The sequence below is a fragment of the Mucilaginibacter mallensis genome, from assembly GCF_900105165.1.
Classification (GTDB): domain Bacteria; phylum Bacteroidota; class Bacteroidia; order Sphingobacteriales; family Sphingobacteriaceae; genus Mucilaginibacter; species Mucilaginibacter mallensis.
Genome location: NZ_LT629740.1, coordinates 4,322,957 through 4,337,630 on the forward strand (window position 1 = coordinate 4,322,957; position 14,674 = coordinate 4,337,630).

Below are 14,674 nucleotides of genomic sequence, written 5' to 3' on the forward strand. Positions count from 1 at the left end.
CGGGAGCTTTATATTTTTAATAAGGGATTACTTTTTTGAATCGTCTGCAGCTAGTTTTATTTGCGATGGATCGCTTACAACAATCTCAGGCTTGCCTTTAAAATCAACCAGTACGCCGGTAACGCAAATATTTTTGTCTTTATAATCAACTTCGGGCTTACCTGTAAATTTGCTCCTGTCCTCCCCTTTTATTACAAGCGTAAGCTCCTGGTTAGGGTGAGCTCCACCAAGATCTAAAAAGGTAATGTTTGGGCCATCAAGCAATTTGGTGCCGTAAACTTTATCGCAAATTGTAACAGTTTCGCCAATATGCTTTGCGGCATCTTTTGCAGGTATTGTGGTTTGTGCTGATGCCTTAAATGCAAACAGCGCTATAAATGAGGTTAAAATAAGCAGTCTTTTCATGCTATAAAGATACTGATGGCCTGTTAAATGTATCATCAGTATAACAAAAAAATTACCTGGCACTAAAGAATGGATCAGTTACCTGGACAGCATTTAAATTCCCGCTGTCTGTACAGTGTACTTGTATTAACCCAGCTAAATTTTTGTTGCAGATAACATACTAATGTGGCTACCAATGCCGGGGTAAAGTATTTTAAACGGCTTAAGCTTTCAGGCGTTAATCCCAGGAAAACTATGACCATTTGCTTGGGCATTGATTGATAAATATCGGGCAGTGCAGCCGCAAATATGGTTTGCGATAACCAGCCCAAAGCAAATACTGCTTTTACAATTACTTTTTCGGGGATAAGGCTGTGGATGCTCATGATATTTATTATTAGTAGTGTTTTTTCAAATTATAGTTGATAGGGTAATTCCTCGTAGTAAAAGCCCGCCATTCTCAGTAAGCTTTCCACCTGTTTAACTTTCTGCCTGGTAGCATCAACCCTCAAAATCTTGTCGCTGTCTTCCAGATCAATGTTCCAGAATTTAGGGCCTGTGATGTTATTCAGGATATCGGCAATGCGATTCTTTTTCTTCGCATTCTCAATATTGGTTTTGTAAATTTTGATCATATATTTTAATGCTTTTGTGACACAAAAATATAATGATTTATCGGATATAAATGTTCAAACATTCAATCGTGACAAAACGATGTTTTAAGGGCCATAGACTGACATTTTACTGATAATTCCCTTATAATTTCGCCATTACGAAAAAGGTTTTAGCAAGCTAATTTTTGATTTATTCTTTAGAATATCTATATTCCCATCCTTTTAATTATATCATTACTGATACCACCATGTCTATTAAAAATATCCTCGCTTCTTCTGTAGCAGTTTTACTCTTAACATTCCTATCTCAAACCAAAGCAATTGCCCAATCACAGTACGAATTAAACACCGGCTGGAAATGCGGAAAAGCGACTGATATTCATACCGATGGCGCGTCGATATCAAAAAATAATTTCCCCATAAATACATGGCAAAACGCCACCGTACCCGGAACGGTACTTACCACCCAATTAAATAACAAACAAATTCCCGATCCTTTTTATGGGATGAATAATGAACGCATTCCTGATATTTACAAAACCGGTCGCGACTATTATACCTACTGGTTTGTGAAAGATTTTAAAGAAGCACAACCACAGGGCAACAACCAGGTTTATTTAAATTTTCGTGGGGTAAATTACAGCTGCGATGTGTTTTTAAACGGGCATAAGCTCAATGCCAAACTGCATTCGGGCATGTTTTTGCGCCAGAGCTACAACGTGAGCAAATGGCTGGCAAATGATGGCAATAACCGTGTAGCCGTTATAGTTTACCCGGCTGATGTGGCGGGCAACCCCAATGGCGGTCAGGGTGGCGATGGTACCATTGCCCGTAACGTTAGCATACAATATACTGCAGGCTGGGACTGGATACAACCTATCAAAGATCGCAACACAGGCATTTGGGATAAGGTAACCATTGAAAAGACCGGTGCAGTAAAGATCAATGATCCGCATGTGATCACTTTGGTGTCGGGTGTAAGACAGCCTGAAGGACCACAACAGCCGGCTATTATACAAGTATCAGCAGAACTGCAAAATGCAGCCAGCACCCTTGTTACCGGCACATTACAGTACAACCTGGATGGTAAAGCAGTAAGTAAAACCATCACACTGAAAGCTAATTCAACACAAACGGTACAATTGGATGATTATAGCCTGAAGAACCCCAAATTATGGTGGCCAAATGGGTACGGCCCACAAAACTTGTATAGCTTAAACCTGCAGTTTGTTGCTGCGGGTAAAGTGTCCGATCAAAACAATATTGAAGTCGGGGTACGCCAGTTAACCAGTGAATGGAACGAGCGCACCGAAAGCAGGCAGATCAATGTTAACGGGCAAAAGATATTTATAAAGGGTGGCGACTGGATCATTTCCGACGAGATGCTACGCTTTACAGACAAACGCTATGATGCCGAAGTACGTTTCCATCGTGATATGAACCTGAACCTGATCAGGGTTTGGGGTGGCGCTTTGATTGAAAGGCCCGAGTTTTATGCTGCCTGCGATAAATACGGTATGCTGGTTTTCCAGGATATGTGGGGATCGGGCGATTGTAACGGCCGCTGGGTTGACCCGATGAAACTAGATGATCAATGGACGCGCCGCAAATATCCGGATGATCATGCGTTGTACATTAAATCAATTGAGGACCAGGTAAAAATGGTGCGTAACTATGCATCACTTGCCATTTGGTGCGGTGGCAATGAGATCACCCCTCCCGAGGATATTTTGGTGGCTCTGCGTGATACCGTTATGCCTAAGCTGGATAATACACGCTGGTTTGTGGAGTATTCCAACTCCGAAAAAATGTCGCGCAATGTGTTAGGTGGTAACGGTGACGGGCCTTATGGCATACAACCGCTATCCACTTTCTGGGATCACCGGACATTTCCGTTTAACTCCGAAGTTGGCTCAATTGGCATAAACGATTATGAAGCATTTAAACGCTTTATGCCTGTGCAAAATAGGATAGCGCCTGAATATGATGCATCTACAGGTAAAACAAAAACCGATTCTGTTTGGGAGTACCACAAATATATTGGCTATGATACCTCTATCAACAAATACGGCAAAGCGAAAGATCTGGAGGATTTTTCGGCGAAGGCACAACTGGTAAATTACGACCAGTACCGCGGACTAATGGAAGGCTTCAGCTCGCATATGTGGGATTGGTATACCGGTGTTATCATCTGGAAAACACAAAACCCATGGACAGCTTTACGCGGGCAGATGTATGATTATTACCTCGACCCGAATGCTTGTCTTTATGGCCTGCACAGCGGCAGCGAGCCACTGCATATTATGTATAACCCCGGCGATGGTACAGTGATGGTAGCCAACAACACCTTTAAAACCCATACCAACATGATGATAGTGGTTAAAACCTATGACATGAATGGTAAAGACAGCCTGCTCACACAAGTATTTTCGGATATAACGCCTGCTACCACCAAAAGGTATTTCAGCATAAAACAAGAACTTGATAAGCTTGCCAAAAATAAAGGTGCTTTTGTTGATCTTGAATTATTAGACTACAACCAAAAGATCATCAGCCAGAATATTTACTGGGTACCAAATGAAAAGGGCGATTATACAGGGTTGCAATCAATGCCGGCATCGCAGGTAAGCACAACTGCAAGGCAAATTGCAAAAGGAAAAATTGAGGTTACTTTAATCAATCCTAAAAATGCGCCGGTGGCATTTTTCAATCGCTTATCTTTAGTAGATGGGCAAACAAATCAACGTTTGTTACCTGTTTTTTATAGCGATAACTATGTATCAGTATTACCGGGCACCAGCAAAACTGTTACTATAGATTATGATACAGATCAATATCCAAATATGCCATTGCTAAGCATAAGCGGCTGGAATTTGAAGGAACAAACTGTGCATATCCAATAAATCTATTTACCCTCTCAATCCATCAATTGAGAGGGTATTATACTGGGCAAAATAGAACAGTAAAGCCATATATCCGCCGTAAATAATCTGTGTAAAAACATTGTTCCATTGCTCTATCATACTTGAGCCAAATATGAGTGCCAACATTAACGTTACACCTAAAATTGTTGCAAAGCGGGTAAACAAACCCAGCAGTAATAATATGCCTGTAAGCAGTTCAAGCACTGGTAAAATATAGCCAAAAGGCAATACCAGTGCTTCAGGAAGTATAGACTTACTGAATGATGCCGCCATGCCATGACTGAACGTATCAAGCTTGGGCAATCGTTCCAATCCGTGGCCAAAAAAGCTCATCCCGATAGGTAACCGGGCAAGCAGGTAGGTGAATGATTCCTTTTTCATATGATCCTATTTTTTTAACATGATAGATGAGCGTTCAGGGTTAATTATTGAACCCGGTTTAATTTTAGCGTCCCCGAACCGAAATCAGGTGCAGATTTAGTTTATAGTATTTTTTAGTAAAAAATTACAGATAGATTGATTACGCTTACCAAGCGATTATAAAGCAGATACCGCGTAAATTATTCATTATGTAGTAAACAAATCCAATTCATTCAAATTGTTACACAAAGCGCTATAATAGTTACATAAACTAAACAATTCAAGCCCCTAGCATTTAGATGTTTGCACACCTAAATAATTTTCACACCCAAAAAGAATATTATTGCTTAATAAATTATTATTTACTGATATTCTTTCATAGCTTTAAGACCCAATTCTTAAGTATTATGGTGCGTAATACCTTCGTTTTAGTATTAGCTGGTTTACTTTTATGCTTTTGCGCTTGTAAAAAGGACAGCAGCATACAAGTAAACCCTGCACCAGATAGTCTTAAAATAAAACAAACCCTGATAGTTGGCGAATGGACATTACAAAAGCAAACCTTAGTATCGTATGTAAATAATGTGCTGATAACTGATACCACCTGCGTAGCATCAGATAGTGTTCATAGTATTGCAAAGTTTAATAACGACAGCACCTTTAAAAGTACAAGTAACGCACTGGTAACAAGCGGATCGCTCCCATCAGCTATAAGTGCCAGTGTTGGCGGCACATACAGCTTTTCTAAAACTACCTTTAACCTTACGCCAACAGTTACGGGCCTCGATTTTTCAGTTACAGGCACTTTAAGTACAGGAATTATCACCTCCTTGCCCACCCTTACAACCATAACCCATACAGTAACCATTATTAGCATTAGCAGCACCAGCCTGGCGTTTCATACGGTGGATATTTACACTGAAACTTATAATGGCACTTCAAACGCGTATGAGAAAATACAAAACTTTTACTACTCCAAATAAAGTTCTCTGCCATTATGTACCAATCTGAATTATAATACATTATCTTAGTACTAAGATAACGGCAACCTTAAATAATTTAATGTACGATTCAACGCTCATGTTGTCACGCATTGGTATTATCTTAAATATCGATGCTGACTTTAACGATCATCTTTTTGAGCGGGGTGTTGATTATACGTGTAAAAATTTCACAACACTGTTTAACGCTTCACAAACAGAATTACTCAAAAATTTTTTGGATAAGGTCTTTACCACAGAAAAGCTGCAATGTATTGAGTTTTTCCAGGGATCGAGCTTTTATCAACTAAAGTGCATAGCTACCAGCCCGGGCCATGCCATTTGTATAATCACCAATAATACAAGGCATTTAGATACCTTAATGGAACTTGAAAATCATAATATGAAAACCCTGGTTGATACCTATATTGATTGGGTATGGTCATTTGATATCAATTTCACTCTGGTTACTGCAAACAAAGGCTTTTTAGAAGCCCGCCGCCGGGTTGATAATAAAGCTTTAAGCATTGGAGATAACATTTTTAAGTATGTTGATGACAAAGGGTATAAAAAATGGATGCCTGTTTATGAACGCGCCTTAAGCGGAGAATTGATTCACCTTGAAGAGAAAAGGGATAACAATGGCGTTGAATATTATGTTGAAATTTATATATCGCCGGTTTATAACAAGCAAAATGAAATTATCGGTTGCCTTGGCATAACCCGCGATATAACAGAACGCAAACACGCGCAACTTGCAATTGCAGGTTATACCAGTAAGCTTGAAGAATTTGCATTTAAAACATCACATGACCTGCGAAGGCCCGTGGCTAATATAATGGGCGTGGCTAACCTGTTATGTACCGCCGATCTGGATGAGGAAGAAAAAGCCAAAGCTATTAATTATATAGCTGTATCAATAAATGAGCTGGACAGTATAGTTATAAGCATGACCGAGATCATACAGTTAAGTCAAAATAAAAACCTCGATTAATGTAACCGGTAAAATTGGTCATAGATTTTAAAAAAGATTATTAAAAATTTACTACTTTCATATCCATGGAAATAACAAACCAAAAAGATGAATTAAAAAGGGTTAAAACAGCCTTGTTTCTTAACCTTTTGCCAACTGGTTTTGGTTTGTATGAACTTATAGCATCAATGAACAGCGGTACCACCTGGCGCATTGTTTGCGCTGCGGTAGGTTTCGGTGGCATGCTTCTTTTATCAATTTTTGTATTTGCAAGATTGTTAAAACTGCAAAAAGCTGAAAAGATCCTATTGTAATTCATTCACTCCAAATCAATTTTCCTTAATCTGCCTTATTGCGGGCATCCTCACCAACAAAATATTATCCCCCAATATTTTATTTTTCATCTGGGCGTAACAAACAATATATACCACTGTCAAACAGTTACATATGGCATAATTGATTGTGGCTTGTAATATAGTTTCATCATATCCCAAGCGATTGCCTTATGCCATTTCTAACTCAGAATAACTAATACATATTAACCAATAATAACTAGTGATTATGAAGTTAAGCATTACATCAGCTTTTATATTTGCTGTAGGTTGCTGTTTGCCATTCGCCGCATTATGCCAGGGTGCACCGCATTATTCGTCAGTAATTGATACGGCAGACAGGCCGCAGGTATTTGCCCCGGGCATCATATCCACCCCTAATAGTGAATGGGCTACATCTTTTACGCCTGATGAACAAACGGTATATTCATCACAAGGGGCCATTTATTGGACAATAGTTTTTTCAAAAAAACAGAACGGAGTTTGGCAAAAACCAAATGTTGCAGCTTTTTCAGGCAGGTTTCGTGATACCGATCCGTTTGTAACACCTGATGGCAAAAGGATTTTCTTTATTTCCAATCGCCCTACGCCTGAGATGCCGCAGGATAAATCACAACGCGCAATGCATGTATGGTATGCCGATCATTTAACAGGTGATAACTGGGGCATCCCTCATCACCTGGATTCAATCATTAACTTAAATGGTATTGGTAATTATGCTCCGTCTGTAAGCGCGAAGGGTACGCTGTTTTATTGCTCGCGCCGCAAGGAACTTACCGGCATGCAGAGCTTTTATGCAACATGGCTGGGAGACCATTATGCAGCACCGAAACAATTGATAATTAAAGGGGCTGCCGAAATACAGGATCCTTTTATTGCCCCTGATGAAAGCTATATTATTTTTTTAAACGGGAATGATATATACATCAGCTTTAAAAAGGATGGTGAATGGGCTGAAGCGCAATCCTTGGGTCCGCAGGTAAATAATGGTGATGGTAATTCATCACCCTGCGTATCACCTGATGGCAGGATGCTGTATTATTCCTCAAATCGTGTTCAAGGTTTTTATAAACGTGATCTCTCAAAACCTGCGCTTAATTACGATCAGCTCGTACAGGAAAATAATGGGCTTTTTAACAGTAATGGTAATATACTAATGATACCTATCCATCTGCCAAAATCATAAACACTAATTACATGCGCATTGTATAAATCTGCGTATACAGCTTGTAAAACGAGCACTAAAAAACTATGTTTTGCCTAAGGACCAAATATCAGGCAGCACCATTTTGTTTATGCAATGTTCATAAAAGCTTAACGCAACAATATCGTTATAATTAAAAATTTTACTCCATTTTTGTATCGTTCAAAAAACAAATGGTACAACATACTCGTTTAATACCTACCAATTATACATTTTCCATGTCTAGAAATATAATGATTGTCGATGATCACATTGATACACTCGACCTATTAAAAGAAGCATTGGAGCAGGAAGGATATGCAGTAACGGCGCTTTCTTATACTGAGGATATCATTAAAAGTGTTAACCAGCATCAACCCGATCTGGTAATGCTTGATTTTCTGCTTGCAGGTATTAATGGCGGCGAACACTGCCACCATTTAAAGGTTAACCCCTTAACATCACATATACCCATAATTATGCTGTCGGGATACCCGCGTGTACTGGAGTCATTAGGTAATTATGGCGCTGATGTATTTATTGCCAAACCTTTTGATCTCACACATCTTACCACTACAGTAAAACATCTGCTGGAAGATGCGCTGCATGACCACGCTGCTGTTTAAGGTAAGCTGAGTTCAAAACCTGAAATTGCCCTGACACAATTGTGCTGTGCATACTGTTACTTTGAGAAAATACATAACAGCTACATATGGAATACAGACAATTAGGAGCATCCGGACTTCAGGTACCGGTACTTAGTTTCGGCACAGCCACTTTTGGCGGTGGTAATCAATTTTTTAAAGCCTGGGGCAATACCCAATTAGATGAAGCCAAAAAACTGGTGAATCTGTGCATTGATGCGGGGGTTAATCTTTTTGATACCGCCAATGTTTATTCCCGCGGTGTATCCGAAGAAATATTGGGTAAAGCATTGGAAGGTTTGCGCGATAAGGTTTTAATATCAACCAAAGCTACCTTTAAAATGGGCGACGGGCCGAATGATTATGGTTCATCGCGCGAGCATTTGATAAAATCATGTGAGGACAGCCTGAGACGCTTGCAAACCGATCATATTGACATTTACCACATGCACGGCTTTGATGCTAATACCCCGGTTGAGGAAACACTGCGCACGCTTGACGACCTGATCGCCAGCGGCAAAGTACGTTATATAGCCTGCTCAAATTTTTCGGGCTGGCATTTAATGAAATCGCTTTCGGCTTCAGAAAGATATGGCTGGGCAAAATATGTTGGGCACCAGGCTTATTACTCGCTGCTTGACCGTGAGTTTGAATGGGAGCTGATGCCTTTAGGTATTGATCAAAAAGTGGGTACTATAGTATGGAGCCCGCTATCATCAAGCCGTTTAAGCGGTAAATACCGCAGAGGGGCGCCAATTCCTGAAGATTCAAGGATCAGCCAGGGCGGTGCGCATGGCCCTGCAACCAATTTTGAGCGTTTATATAACATTGTTGATGCATTGGATGAGGTAGCCGAAGAAACCGGAAAATCGGTAGCGCAAATATCATTAAACTGGCTTTTACAAAGGCCAACGGTAGCCAACCTGGTAATAGGTGCCCGCAACGAAGAGCAATTAAAACAAAACCTTGAAGCTGTAGGATGGAACTTAACTACTGATCAGGTTAAAAAACTGGATGCCGCCAGTGATGCCGACCCGATTTACCCATACTGGCACCAACGCCAGGATACAAAGTTAATTCCTTTACCAAAGTTTTATTAAGCTGATTGGTTGCGGTGATGACACTGCAACTGGCTAATCATATATATTTGAGTGGCTGGTAATAATACCAGCCACTTTTTTAATTCCCTCCCCTGGGAGGGGTGCGGTGGATTGAGATGTGGCAGGGAGGGGTTTATACGTTATAAAAGTAACGGACGAAACCCCTACCTCCCCTTCCCCAAGGAAGGAATCGCACGGGCGCTGCTTTTATCGTCGTGGCTAGTATTCCCCAACCCATTTCATGACCAAAAACCTTTAGCCTTTATCTGTCCCGAAGAATAGCCTTGTAACCTCAGCATCCGGCGTAATTGACTTACCATCATGTTGTTTCCAGCCAGGTAAAACATGGTATTTTCTAATGAGTAGTTTTGATCTGTAACCCATTGCATAAGGCTATGGTGACCATAAACATCATGCCTGCCAACAGTTTGTATAGATGCAGGGAAATACTGGTTAAAAAAATCGCGGTGTTGCCCATCGGCCATTAATACAGCTCCTGAAAATCGTGCAGCAGGTAATACCATTTGCTGTAATGCCAGCATATGCCCCAGGCTGCTTTCATCGCCCAGGCTTATTATTGCCGGTGTTATTTCGGGTGCCTGATGACTGGTTCCTATTTTTAAATAGCTTACCTCATCATCCTTTTTAAGGTTATGTGCCCAATTAGTCCCAACCCCTTTGTGCGCGGCATCAATAAACAACGTGCAGGTATGCGTTTCAGCATCCCAGCCCGATGGCGAATAATCCCGGTAGGTAAATGTTTCAACCTTAAATTTTATGTAGGGTATTTCTGTCCATTGGTACATATCAGCACAAGGCAGATACAGGTCAATTTCAATAATTGTTGAGGGTTCCCAATGCCTTACCTCAAGCACTCTCCCTTTGTTTAATTGTGATGGCTCAAACCAGCGTTCGGCCTTTTGTTTTATTTTATGCAAAGTGGATGTTTCCATGTTTTTCATTTTGATAATACAAATAAACAGCACAATCACAGCAAAAAAAATGGCAGCTTCGGGGTAATGATTGGACTATTTACGGTAGTTAGCCCGAAAACTCAATGGCGTGATATTGGTAGCTTTCTTAAATAATCTTGAAAAATAAGCATGATCTTCGTAACCCAACACATGGGCAATTTCTTTTACATTCATCTGACTATAATACAGCAGGCGCTTAGCTTCCAGTATCACCTCATTTTGCACCCAATAACTTACTGAAAAACCAGTCACTTTTTTGAGTGACTCATTGAGGTATGACTCTGAAACATTCAGCTGTGAAGCATATGCCGACGGGCTTTTAAGCGTACGTACTTTTTGTACCAGTAGCTTTTTAAACTGATGCGACAACTGCGCCGGCCTTGATAAACTGGACCGCGAACTACTTAAACAAACAAAGCCGGCAGCCGCTATTCCTAAAAAAGACTGCAGCAGGGAATGTACAATGGAAATATTAAAAGGAGTTGGCTCATCCTGGTTATGTTTTTCATCAATTAAACCAAGCAGGCTGCAACATTGGTTTAATTGCCTTTCATCCAGGTAAAAAGGCTGCTGCAATAATAATTGATTCTCAAAAACATCACGATAGTCGGGCGGGATCAGCAATGTATCAACAGCGACAAACCAACCATCAGCCTCGGTGGCACGGATACGATGGTGCACCTGACCCGGCAAAATATAATAAAGCGATGATTTTTGCAGGTGCAGTTCATCAAAGTCGATCATCAGCGAGGCAATTCCATCCTCCATCACGAAAAAGATATAATGATCGTCGCGATGCGCGCCCAGATCTTCACCTTTCCCCAACTTTTCATGTGGTACAAAATGCCTTATCTCAAGGCCTGAGCTTACCCTGTCCTGTAGCTGATGTACCGGGATATCTTTCATCGGCAGCTAAATTAAAAATTATCGGCATCAATACCCGTCCCAATCTGACCGTGGTATCATCCTCTAAAAAATTGTTCAAACACTATTTTTTCATTCACAACCTTATAAACGCAGATCTCTGCAAAACTTCTGGGGCCTATACTTTTAAAATCAACGGCCATAGTAAGTTTTACTGAGATATAACTGCCAGCAATAACCGGTTCTGAATATTCTATCCCATCAATTTTCACTAAACTATCTAAAAAGTCTTGTTCTTTGGCCAGCATCGTGGTTAAGCCCTCTCTCCTGCTGCCATCGGTTTCAATACTTACAATTTCAGTATCATATAACTCTTCCTGAGCCTTAACAAATTCGCCAGCCGAACAAAGTTCAATCAGCCTGTGTGCAATATCTTCTGTTTTCATATGTATTAGATGCTTTTGTAGCTCTGTTGTTTCAACATTTTTTAATTATTAAATTTGGCTAAATCAAAAGCCGCATTATTATGGCAAAATTCTTTGATAGTATTCAGGACATTCACAAGGCATTTATTGAAAAACAAAAAATGTTCTTTACAGCCAGCGCCCCGCTTAGCGCCGACGGGCATGTTAACCTTTCGCCCAAAGGTATTGACAGTTTCAGGGTGCTGTCACCTAACCGCGTCGCATACATGGACATCATAGGCAGTGGCAACGAAACATCGGCACACCTGATGCAAAACGGGCGCATTACCATTATGTTTTGCGCCTTTGATGGCGCACCAAACATATTACGCCTATATGGCAACGGTTATACTGTTTTGCCAGATGATGAGGAATGGCAGCAACTGGCCCCGCATTTTAAACTACAATTGGCTACCCGCCAGTTAATTGTTGCCGATATACATAAGGTGCAAACCTCCTGTGGTTTTAGTGTGCCTTATTATGAATATAAAGGCGAACGCGATCATGCTCAAAAATGGGCTGAACACAAGGGAGCAGATGGCCTGAAAAGCTATAAGCAAGAAAAAAACCGCATAAGCATGGATGGATTACACACAGCACTGTATTAAATACTTTCATTAAGTTAGACTATATCTTAATGAAATTGAATAAATTGCTTAAAATCTATCACCTTTATTATGAAGCAATTCAAACTATTATTTTTTGCCTTGTTTGTACCCGCTGTATTATTTGCACAGCCCGATAGCCTTAAGCAAAAACAACAACTTGATTCACTCATTAAAAACACAAAAAGCTACCCGGTTATACCTTTTCATGATACACTGTTTAAATTATATAACCGACAGGGCAGCTTTACGCCGCGTGAACGCGCCGAAATTATTAGTCAGCGTATAGCCAAACTGGGCAACGATATTTCTTTTAATCCTGATTCTCTTATAGTCTCATCATCAGATGAATCGGTAGATATCCTTTATAAGGATTACATAATTCTCTCCGTTTCAAATAAAGATGCCGCATTCCAAAACACCACTAAAGAAAAACTGGCAGCCGCTGAACGTGCCATTATTAACAAAGCAATTATAAAATACCAGGATGAAACCAGTTGGGAAACCTGGATTAAAGAGGGCTTATCGGCTTTGTTGGTTATTGTGTTGGTTATTGTATTTATTTACATAGCTAACAGACTGTTTAAATGGATACTTTCAAAAATTAACAAACTGTTTAATAAAGGCATAAAACTGAGCAACTATGAGCTTTTAAATGCCGAGCAACAGTTTTTAGTTGTAAACTTTGTTTTAAAAGCCGCTAAATGGTTTATCATACTATTGCTTATCTACCTGGCTTTACCTGTACTGTTTGGTATATTCCCTTTTACACGTGATATATCAGACACCTTGCTGGGCTATATCACAAGTCCGTTAAAAAGAATAGGGCTGGCTATCTGGGATTATGTTCCCAACCTTATTACCATTATCGTGCTGGTGTTTATATTCCATTACATCCTGCGCTTTATGCATTATATTAAATCCGAGATAGCAAAGGGCAACCTGGTTATCCCGGGTTTCTATCCCGACTGGGCCAGGCCTACCTATCAAATTTTACGGGTGCTGATACTGGCATTTATGTTTATTGTAATATTCCCTTATCTGCCGGGCTCTGAATCGCCAATTTTTAAAGGAGTATCCGTTTTTGTGGGTGTGCTGTTCACGTTTGGCTCAGCAGGTGCGCTTAGTAATGTGGTATCAGGGCTTGTTATGACCTATATGCGTTCCTTTAAATTGGGTGATCGCGTAAAACTCGGCGAGGTAACCGGAGATATAATTGAAAAAAACCTATTGGTAACCCGCATCCGAACTATACATAATGAGATCATTTCCATTCCGAACTCTACCGTATTAAGTAGTCATACTATAAATTACAGCAGCGATGCGCAAGAGAAGGGGCTCATTGTACATACCGAGGTAACCATTGGTTATGACGCCCCATGGCGGCAGGTTCACCAGTTATTAATTGATGCAGCACTGGAAACGGAACTGGTTGAAAAGGAGCCAATGCCCTATGTTTACCAAACCAGCCTTGATGATTATTATGTAACCTACCGCATTCATGCCCACACCAAGGCCCCCAACAGGCAATCGGTTATTTACTCGCACCTGCACGCCAATATACAGGATCATTTTAATAAGGCTGGAGTAGAGATCATGTCGCCGCACTACAAATCATTGCGCGATGGTAATGCCACTACCATACCTGCCGATTACCTTCCGAAAGACTACCAGGCACCGGCGTTTAATACGGCAGAACGGAAAAAGTAATTTTAAGCCTGTAACCCTATAAAAGCCTTTCAACAGCAATGAAAGGGTTTTTTATGTTGATTTTATAATTAAATAGTACTATGTATTGCATATTACTATGCTTAATTATATATTTGAATAATTAAATATTTAGCTATCACCTATTAAACTAAAAATCAAATGAAAAAGCTGCAACTTATTATCCTTGTAATGTTAATGGCAACTGTTTTTACCGCATGTCATAGAGGGAGACATACCACCATCGTTACAGAAAGCAATGGCGTATCCATTAAAATTGAATATGCAGGTGCTATACTGTTAAATGATGATAAAACCGATATTGAACAATTGTCGCACAACGCCTACATCAATTATAATAACAATGGCGATCAGCTGTATGTGGCCGATGATCCTGCAGGGCATTTGTTTTATGAGCTGAATGGCGATAAAACCAGTGTGTTAAATGGTCATGGTAAAACACTATTAGCCCAGGCCATTAAAATAATTGCCAAACATCAGTACATCAGGTAGTATTTTATAAACTGTAAACAAATGCCTGGCATTGATTGTTTAGTTGAAGATCA

17 protein-coding genes are annotated in these 14,674 nt (G+C 40.2%); 10 read left to right on the forward strand and 7 right to left on the reverse strand.

Going from position 1 to position 14,674, the window contains the following annotated elements:
- Nucleotides 1-27: 27 nt before the first annotated feature.
- The 3 genes from BLU33_RS17325 to BLU33_RS17335 all read right to left on the reverse strand — a co-directional run bounded on the left by BLU33_RS17325 (nt 28) and on the right by BLU33_RS17335 (nt 1,019).
- Complete coding sequence (locus tag BLU33_RS17325; protein ID WP_157682212.1) at nt 28-405, reverse strand: DNA-binding protein; 378 nt, start codon at nt 403-405, stop codon at nt 28-30.
- Between the two features lie 74 nt (nt 406-479).
- A complete protein-coding gene (locus BLU33_RS17330; RefSeq protein ID WP_091375823.1) occupies nt 480-770 on the reverse strand; it encodes a hypothetical protein in 291 nt (96 codons plus the stop codon).
- A gap of 30 nt (nt 771-800) precedes the next feature.
- Nucleotides 801-1,019 carry a hypothetical protein gene (locus tag BLU33_RS17335; protein ID WP_091375826.1) on the reverse strand — a complete coding sequence of 73 codons (219 nt, stop codon included), beginning with the start codon at nt 1,017-1,019 and terminating at the stop codon, nt 801-803.
- A 227-nt stretch (nt 1,020-1,246) separates the two neighbouring features.
- On the opposite strand from BLU33_RS17335, the gene BLU33_RS17340 reads away from it, so the two are divergent.
- Entirely contained in the window at nt 1,247-3,901 is a 2,655-nt protein-coding gene (locus tag BLU33_RS17340) for a glycoside hydrolase family 2 protein (RefSeq protein ID WP_091375829.1), read from the forward strand.
- Between the two features lie 6 nt (nt 3,902-3,907).
- On the opposite strand, the gene BLU33_RS17345 is transcribed toward BLU33_RS17340, so the two are convergent.
- Entirely contained in the window at nt 3,908-4,303 is a 396-nt protein-coding gene (locus BLU33_RS17345; RefSeq protein WP_091375832.1) for a DoxX family membrane protein, read from the reverse strand.
- A 386-nt stretch (nt 4,304-4,689) separates the two neighbouring features.
- Here BLU33_RS17345 and BLU33_RS17350 point away from each other — a divergent pair, with 386 nt between their 5' ends.
- The 6 genes from BLU33_RS17350 to BLU33_RS17375 all read left to right on the forward strand — a co-directional run bounded on the left by BLU33_RS17350 (nt 4,690) and on the right by BLU33_RS17375 (nt 9,494).
- Nucleotides 4,690-5,265: a hypothetical protein gene (locus BLU33_RS17350; RefSeq protein WP_091375835.1), complete on the forward strand. Its 576-nt coding sequence runs from the start codon at nt 4,690-4,692 to the stop codon at nt 5,263-5,265.
- Between the two features lie 79 nt (nt 5,266-5,344).
- On the forward strand, nt 5,345-6,256 hold the full coding sequence (locus BLU33_RS17355; RefSeq protein ID WP_091375838.1) for a PAS domain-containing protein: 912 nt from the start codon (nt 5,345-5,347) through the stop codon (nt 6,254-6,256).
- A gap of 65 nt (nt 6,257-6,321) precedes the next feature.
- Nucleotides 6,322-6,549, forward strand: coding sequence for a hypothetical protein (locus BLU33_RS17360; RefSeq protein WP_091375841.1), 228 nt, complete (start codon nt 6,322-6,324; stop codon nt 6,547-6,549).
- Between the two features lie 247 nt (nt 6,550-6,796).
- On the forward strand, nt 6,797-7,753 hold the full coding sequence (locus BLU33_RS17365; protein WP_091375844.1) for a TolB family protein: 957 nt from the start codon (nt 6,797-6,799) through the stop codon (nt 7,751-7,753).
- 236 nt (nt 7,754-7,989) lie between these two features.
- Nucleotides 7,990-8,376, forward strand: a complete 387-nt coding sequence (locus BLU33_RS17370; protein WP_157682214.1) for a response regulator — start codon at nt 7,990-7,992, stop codon at nt 8,374-8,376.
- An 86-nt stretch (nt 8,377-8,462) separates the two neighbouring features.
- Nucleotides 8,463-9,494 carry an aldo/keto reductase gene (locus BLU33_RS17375; RefSeq protein WP_091375850.1) on the forward strand — a complete coding sequence of 344 codons (1,032 nt, stop codon included), beginning with the start codon at nt 8,463-8,465 and terminating at the stop codon, nt 9,492-9,494.
- A gap of 239 nt (nt 9,495-9,733) precedes the next feature.
- Here the strand turns inward: BLU33_RS17375 and BLU33_RS17380 are convergent, their stop codons facing one another.
- From BLU33_RS17380 to BLU33_RS17390, 3 genes are all read right to left on the reverse strand, one after another.
- Complete coding sequence (locus BLU33_RS17380) at nt 9,734-10,447, reverse strand: SIP domain-containing protein (RefSeq protein WP_157682216.1); 714 nt, start codon at nt 10,445-10,447, stop codon at nt 9,734-9,736.
- 75 nt (nt 10,448-10,522) lie between these two features.
- Complete coding sequence (locus BLU33_RS17385) at nt 10,523-11,374, reverse strand: helix-turn-helix domain-containing protein (protein WP_091375856.1); 852 nt, start codon at nt 11,372-11,374, stop codon at nt 10,523-10,525.
- 56 nt (nt 11,375-11,430) lie between these two features.
- Nucleotides 11,431-11,778, reverse strand: coding sequence for a SnoaL-like domain-containing protein (locus BLU33_RS17390; RefSeq protein WP_091375858.1), 348 nt, complete (start codon nt 11,776-11,778; stop codon nt 11,431-11,433).
- An 80-nt stretch (nt 11,779-11,858) separates the two neighbouring features.
- Here BLU33_RS17390 and BLU33_RS17395 point away from each other — a divergent pair, with 80 nt between their 5' ends.
- The 3 genes from BLU33_RS17395 (at nt 11,859) to BLU33_RS17405 (ending at nt 14,621) form a co-directional block, all read left to right on the forward strand.
- Nucleotides 11,859-12,404: a pyridoxamine 5'-phosphate oxidase family protein gene (locus tag BLU33_RS17395; RefSeq protein WP_091375862.1), complete on the forward strand. Its 546-nt coding sequence runs from the start codon at nt 11,859-11,861 to the stop codon at nt 12,402-12,404.
- A gap of 69 nt (nt 12,405-12,473) precedes the next feature.
- Entirely contained in the window at nt 12,474-14,111 is a 1,638-nt protein-coding gene (locus BLU33_RS17400) for a mechanosensitive ion channel family protein (RefSeq protein ID WP_091375866.1), read from the forward strand.
- Between the two features lie 159 nt (nt 14,112-14,270).
- Nucleotides 14,271-14,621 (forward strand): hypothetical protein, encoded by a 351-nt coding sequence (locus tag BLU33_RS17405; protein WP_091375870.1) that lies wholly within the window; start codon nt 14,271-14,273, stop codon nt 14,619-14,621.
- Nucleotides 14,622-14,674: the final 53 nt, after the last annotated feature.

Coding starts and splice junctions, on each gene's coding strand:
- BLU33_RS17325 (WP_157682212.1), bottom strand. CDS start 405: ATGAAAAGACTGCTTATTTTAACCTCATTTATAGCGCTGTTTGCATTT.
- BLU33_RS17330 (WP_091375823.1), bottom strand. CDS start 770: ATGAGCATCCACAGCCTTATCCCCGAAAAAGTAATTGTAAAAGCAGTA.
- BLU33_RS17335 (WP_091375826.1), bottom strand. CDS start 1,019: ATGATCAAAATTTACAAAACCAATATTGAGAATGCGAAGAAAAAGAAT.
- BLU33_RS17340 (WP_091375829.1), top strand. CDS start 1,247: ATGTCTATTAAAAATATCCTCGCTTCTTCTGTAGCAGTTTTACTCTTA.
- BLU33_RS17345 (WP_091375832.1), bottom strand. CDS start 4,303: ATGAAAAAGGAATCATTCACCTACCTGCTTGCCCGGTTACCTATCGGG.
- BLU33_RS17350 (WP_091375835.1), top strand. CDS start 4,690: ATGGTGCGTAATACCTTCGTTTTAGTATTAGCTGGTTTACTTTTATGC.
- BLU33_RS17355 (WP_091375838.1), top strand. CDS start 5,345: ATGTACGATTCAACGCTCATGTTGTCACGCATTGGTATTATCTTAAAT.
- BLU33_RS17360 (WP_091375841.1), top strand. CDS start 6,322: ATGGAAATAACAAACCAAAAAGATGAATTAAAAAGGGTTAAAACAGCC.
- BLU33_RS17365 (WP_091375844.1), top strand. CDS start 6,797: ATGAAGTTAAGCATTACATCAGCTTTTATATTTGCTGTAGGTTGCTGT.
- BLU33_RS17370 (WP_157682214.1), top strand. CDS start 7,990: ATGTCTAGAAATATAATGATTGTCGATGATCACATTGATACACTCGAC.
- BLU33_RS17375 (WP_091375850.1), top strand. CDS start 8,463: ATGGAATACAGACAATTAGGAGCATCCGGACTTCAGGTACCGGTACTT.
- BLU33_RS17380 (WP_157682216.1), bottom strand. CDS start 10,447: ATGGAAACATCCACTTTGCATAAAATAAAACAAAAGGCCGAACGCTGG.
- BLU33_RS17385 (WP_091375856.1), bottom strand. CDS start 11,374: ATGAAAGATATCCCGGTACATCAGCTACAGGACAGGGTAAGCTCAGGC.
- BLU33_RS17390 (WP_091375858.1), bottom strand. CDS start 11,778: ATGAAAACAGAAGATATTGCACACAGGCTGATTGAACTTTGTTCGGCT.
- BLU33_RS17395 (WP_091375862.1), top strand. CDS start 11,859: ATGGCAAAATTCTTTGATAGTATTCAGGACATTCACAAGGCATTTATT.
- BLU33_RS17400 (WP_091375866.1), top strand. CDS start 12,474: ATGAAGCAATTCAAACTATTATTTTTTGCCTTGTTTGTACCCGCTGTA.
- BLU33_RS17405 (WP_091375870.1), top strand. CDS start 14,271: ATGAAAAAGCTGCAACTTATTATCCTTGTAATGTTAATGGCAACTGTT.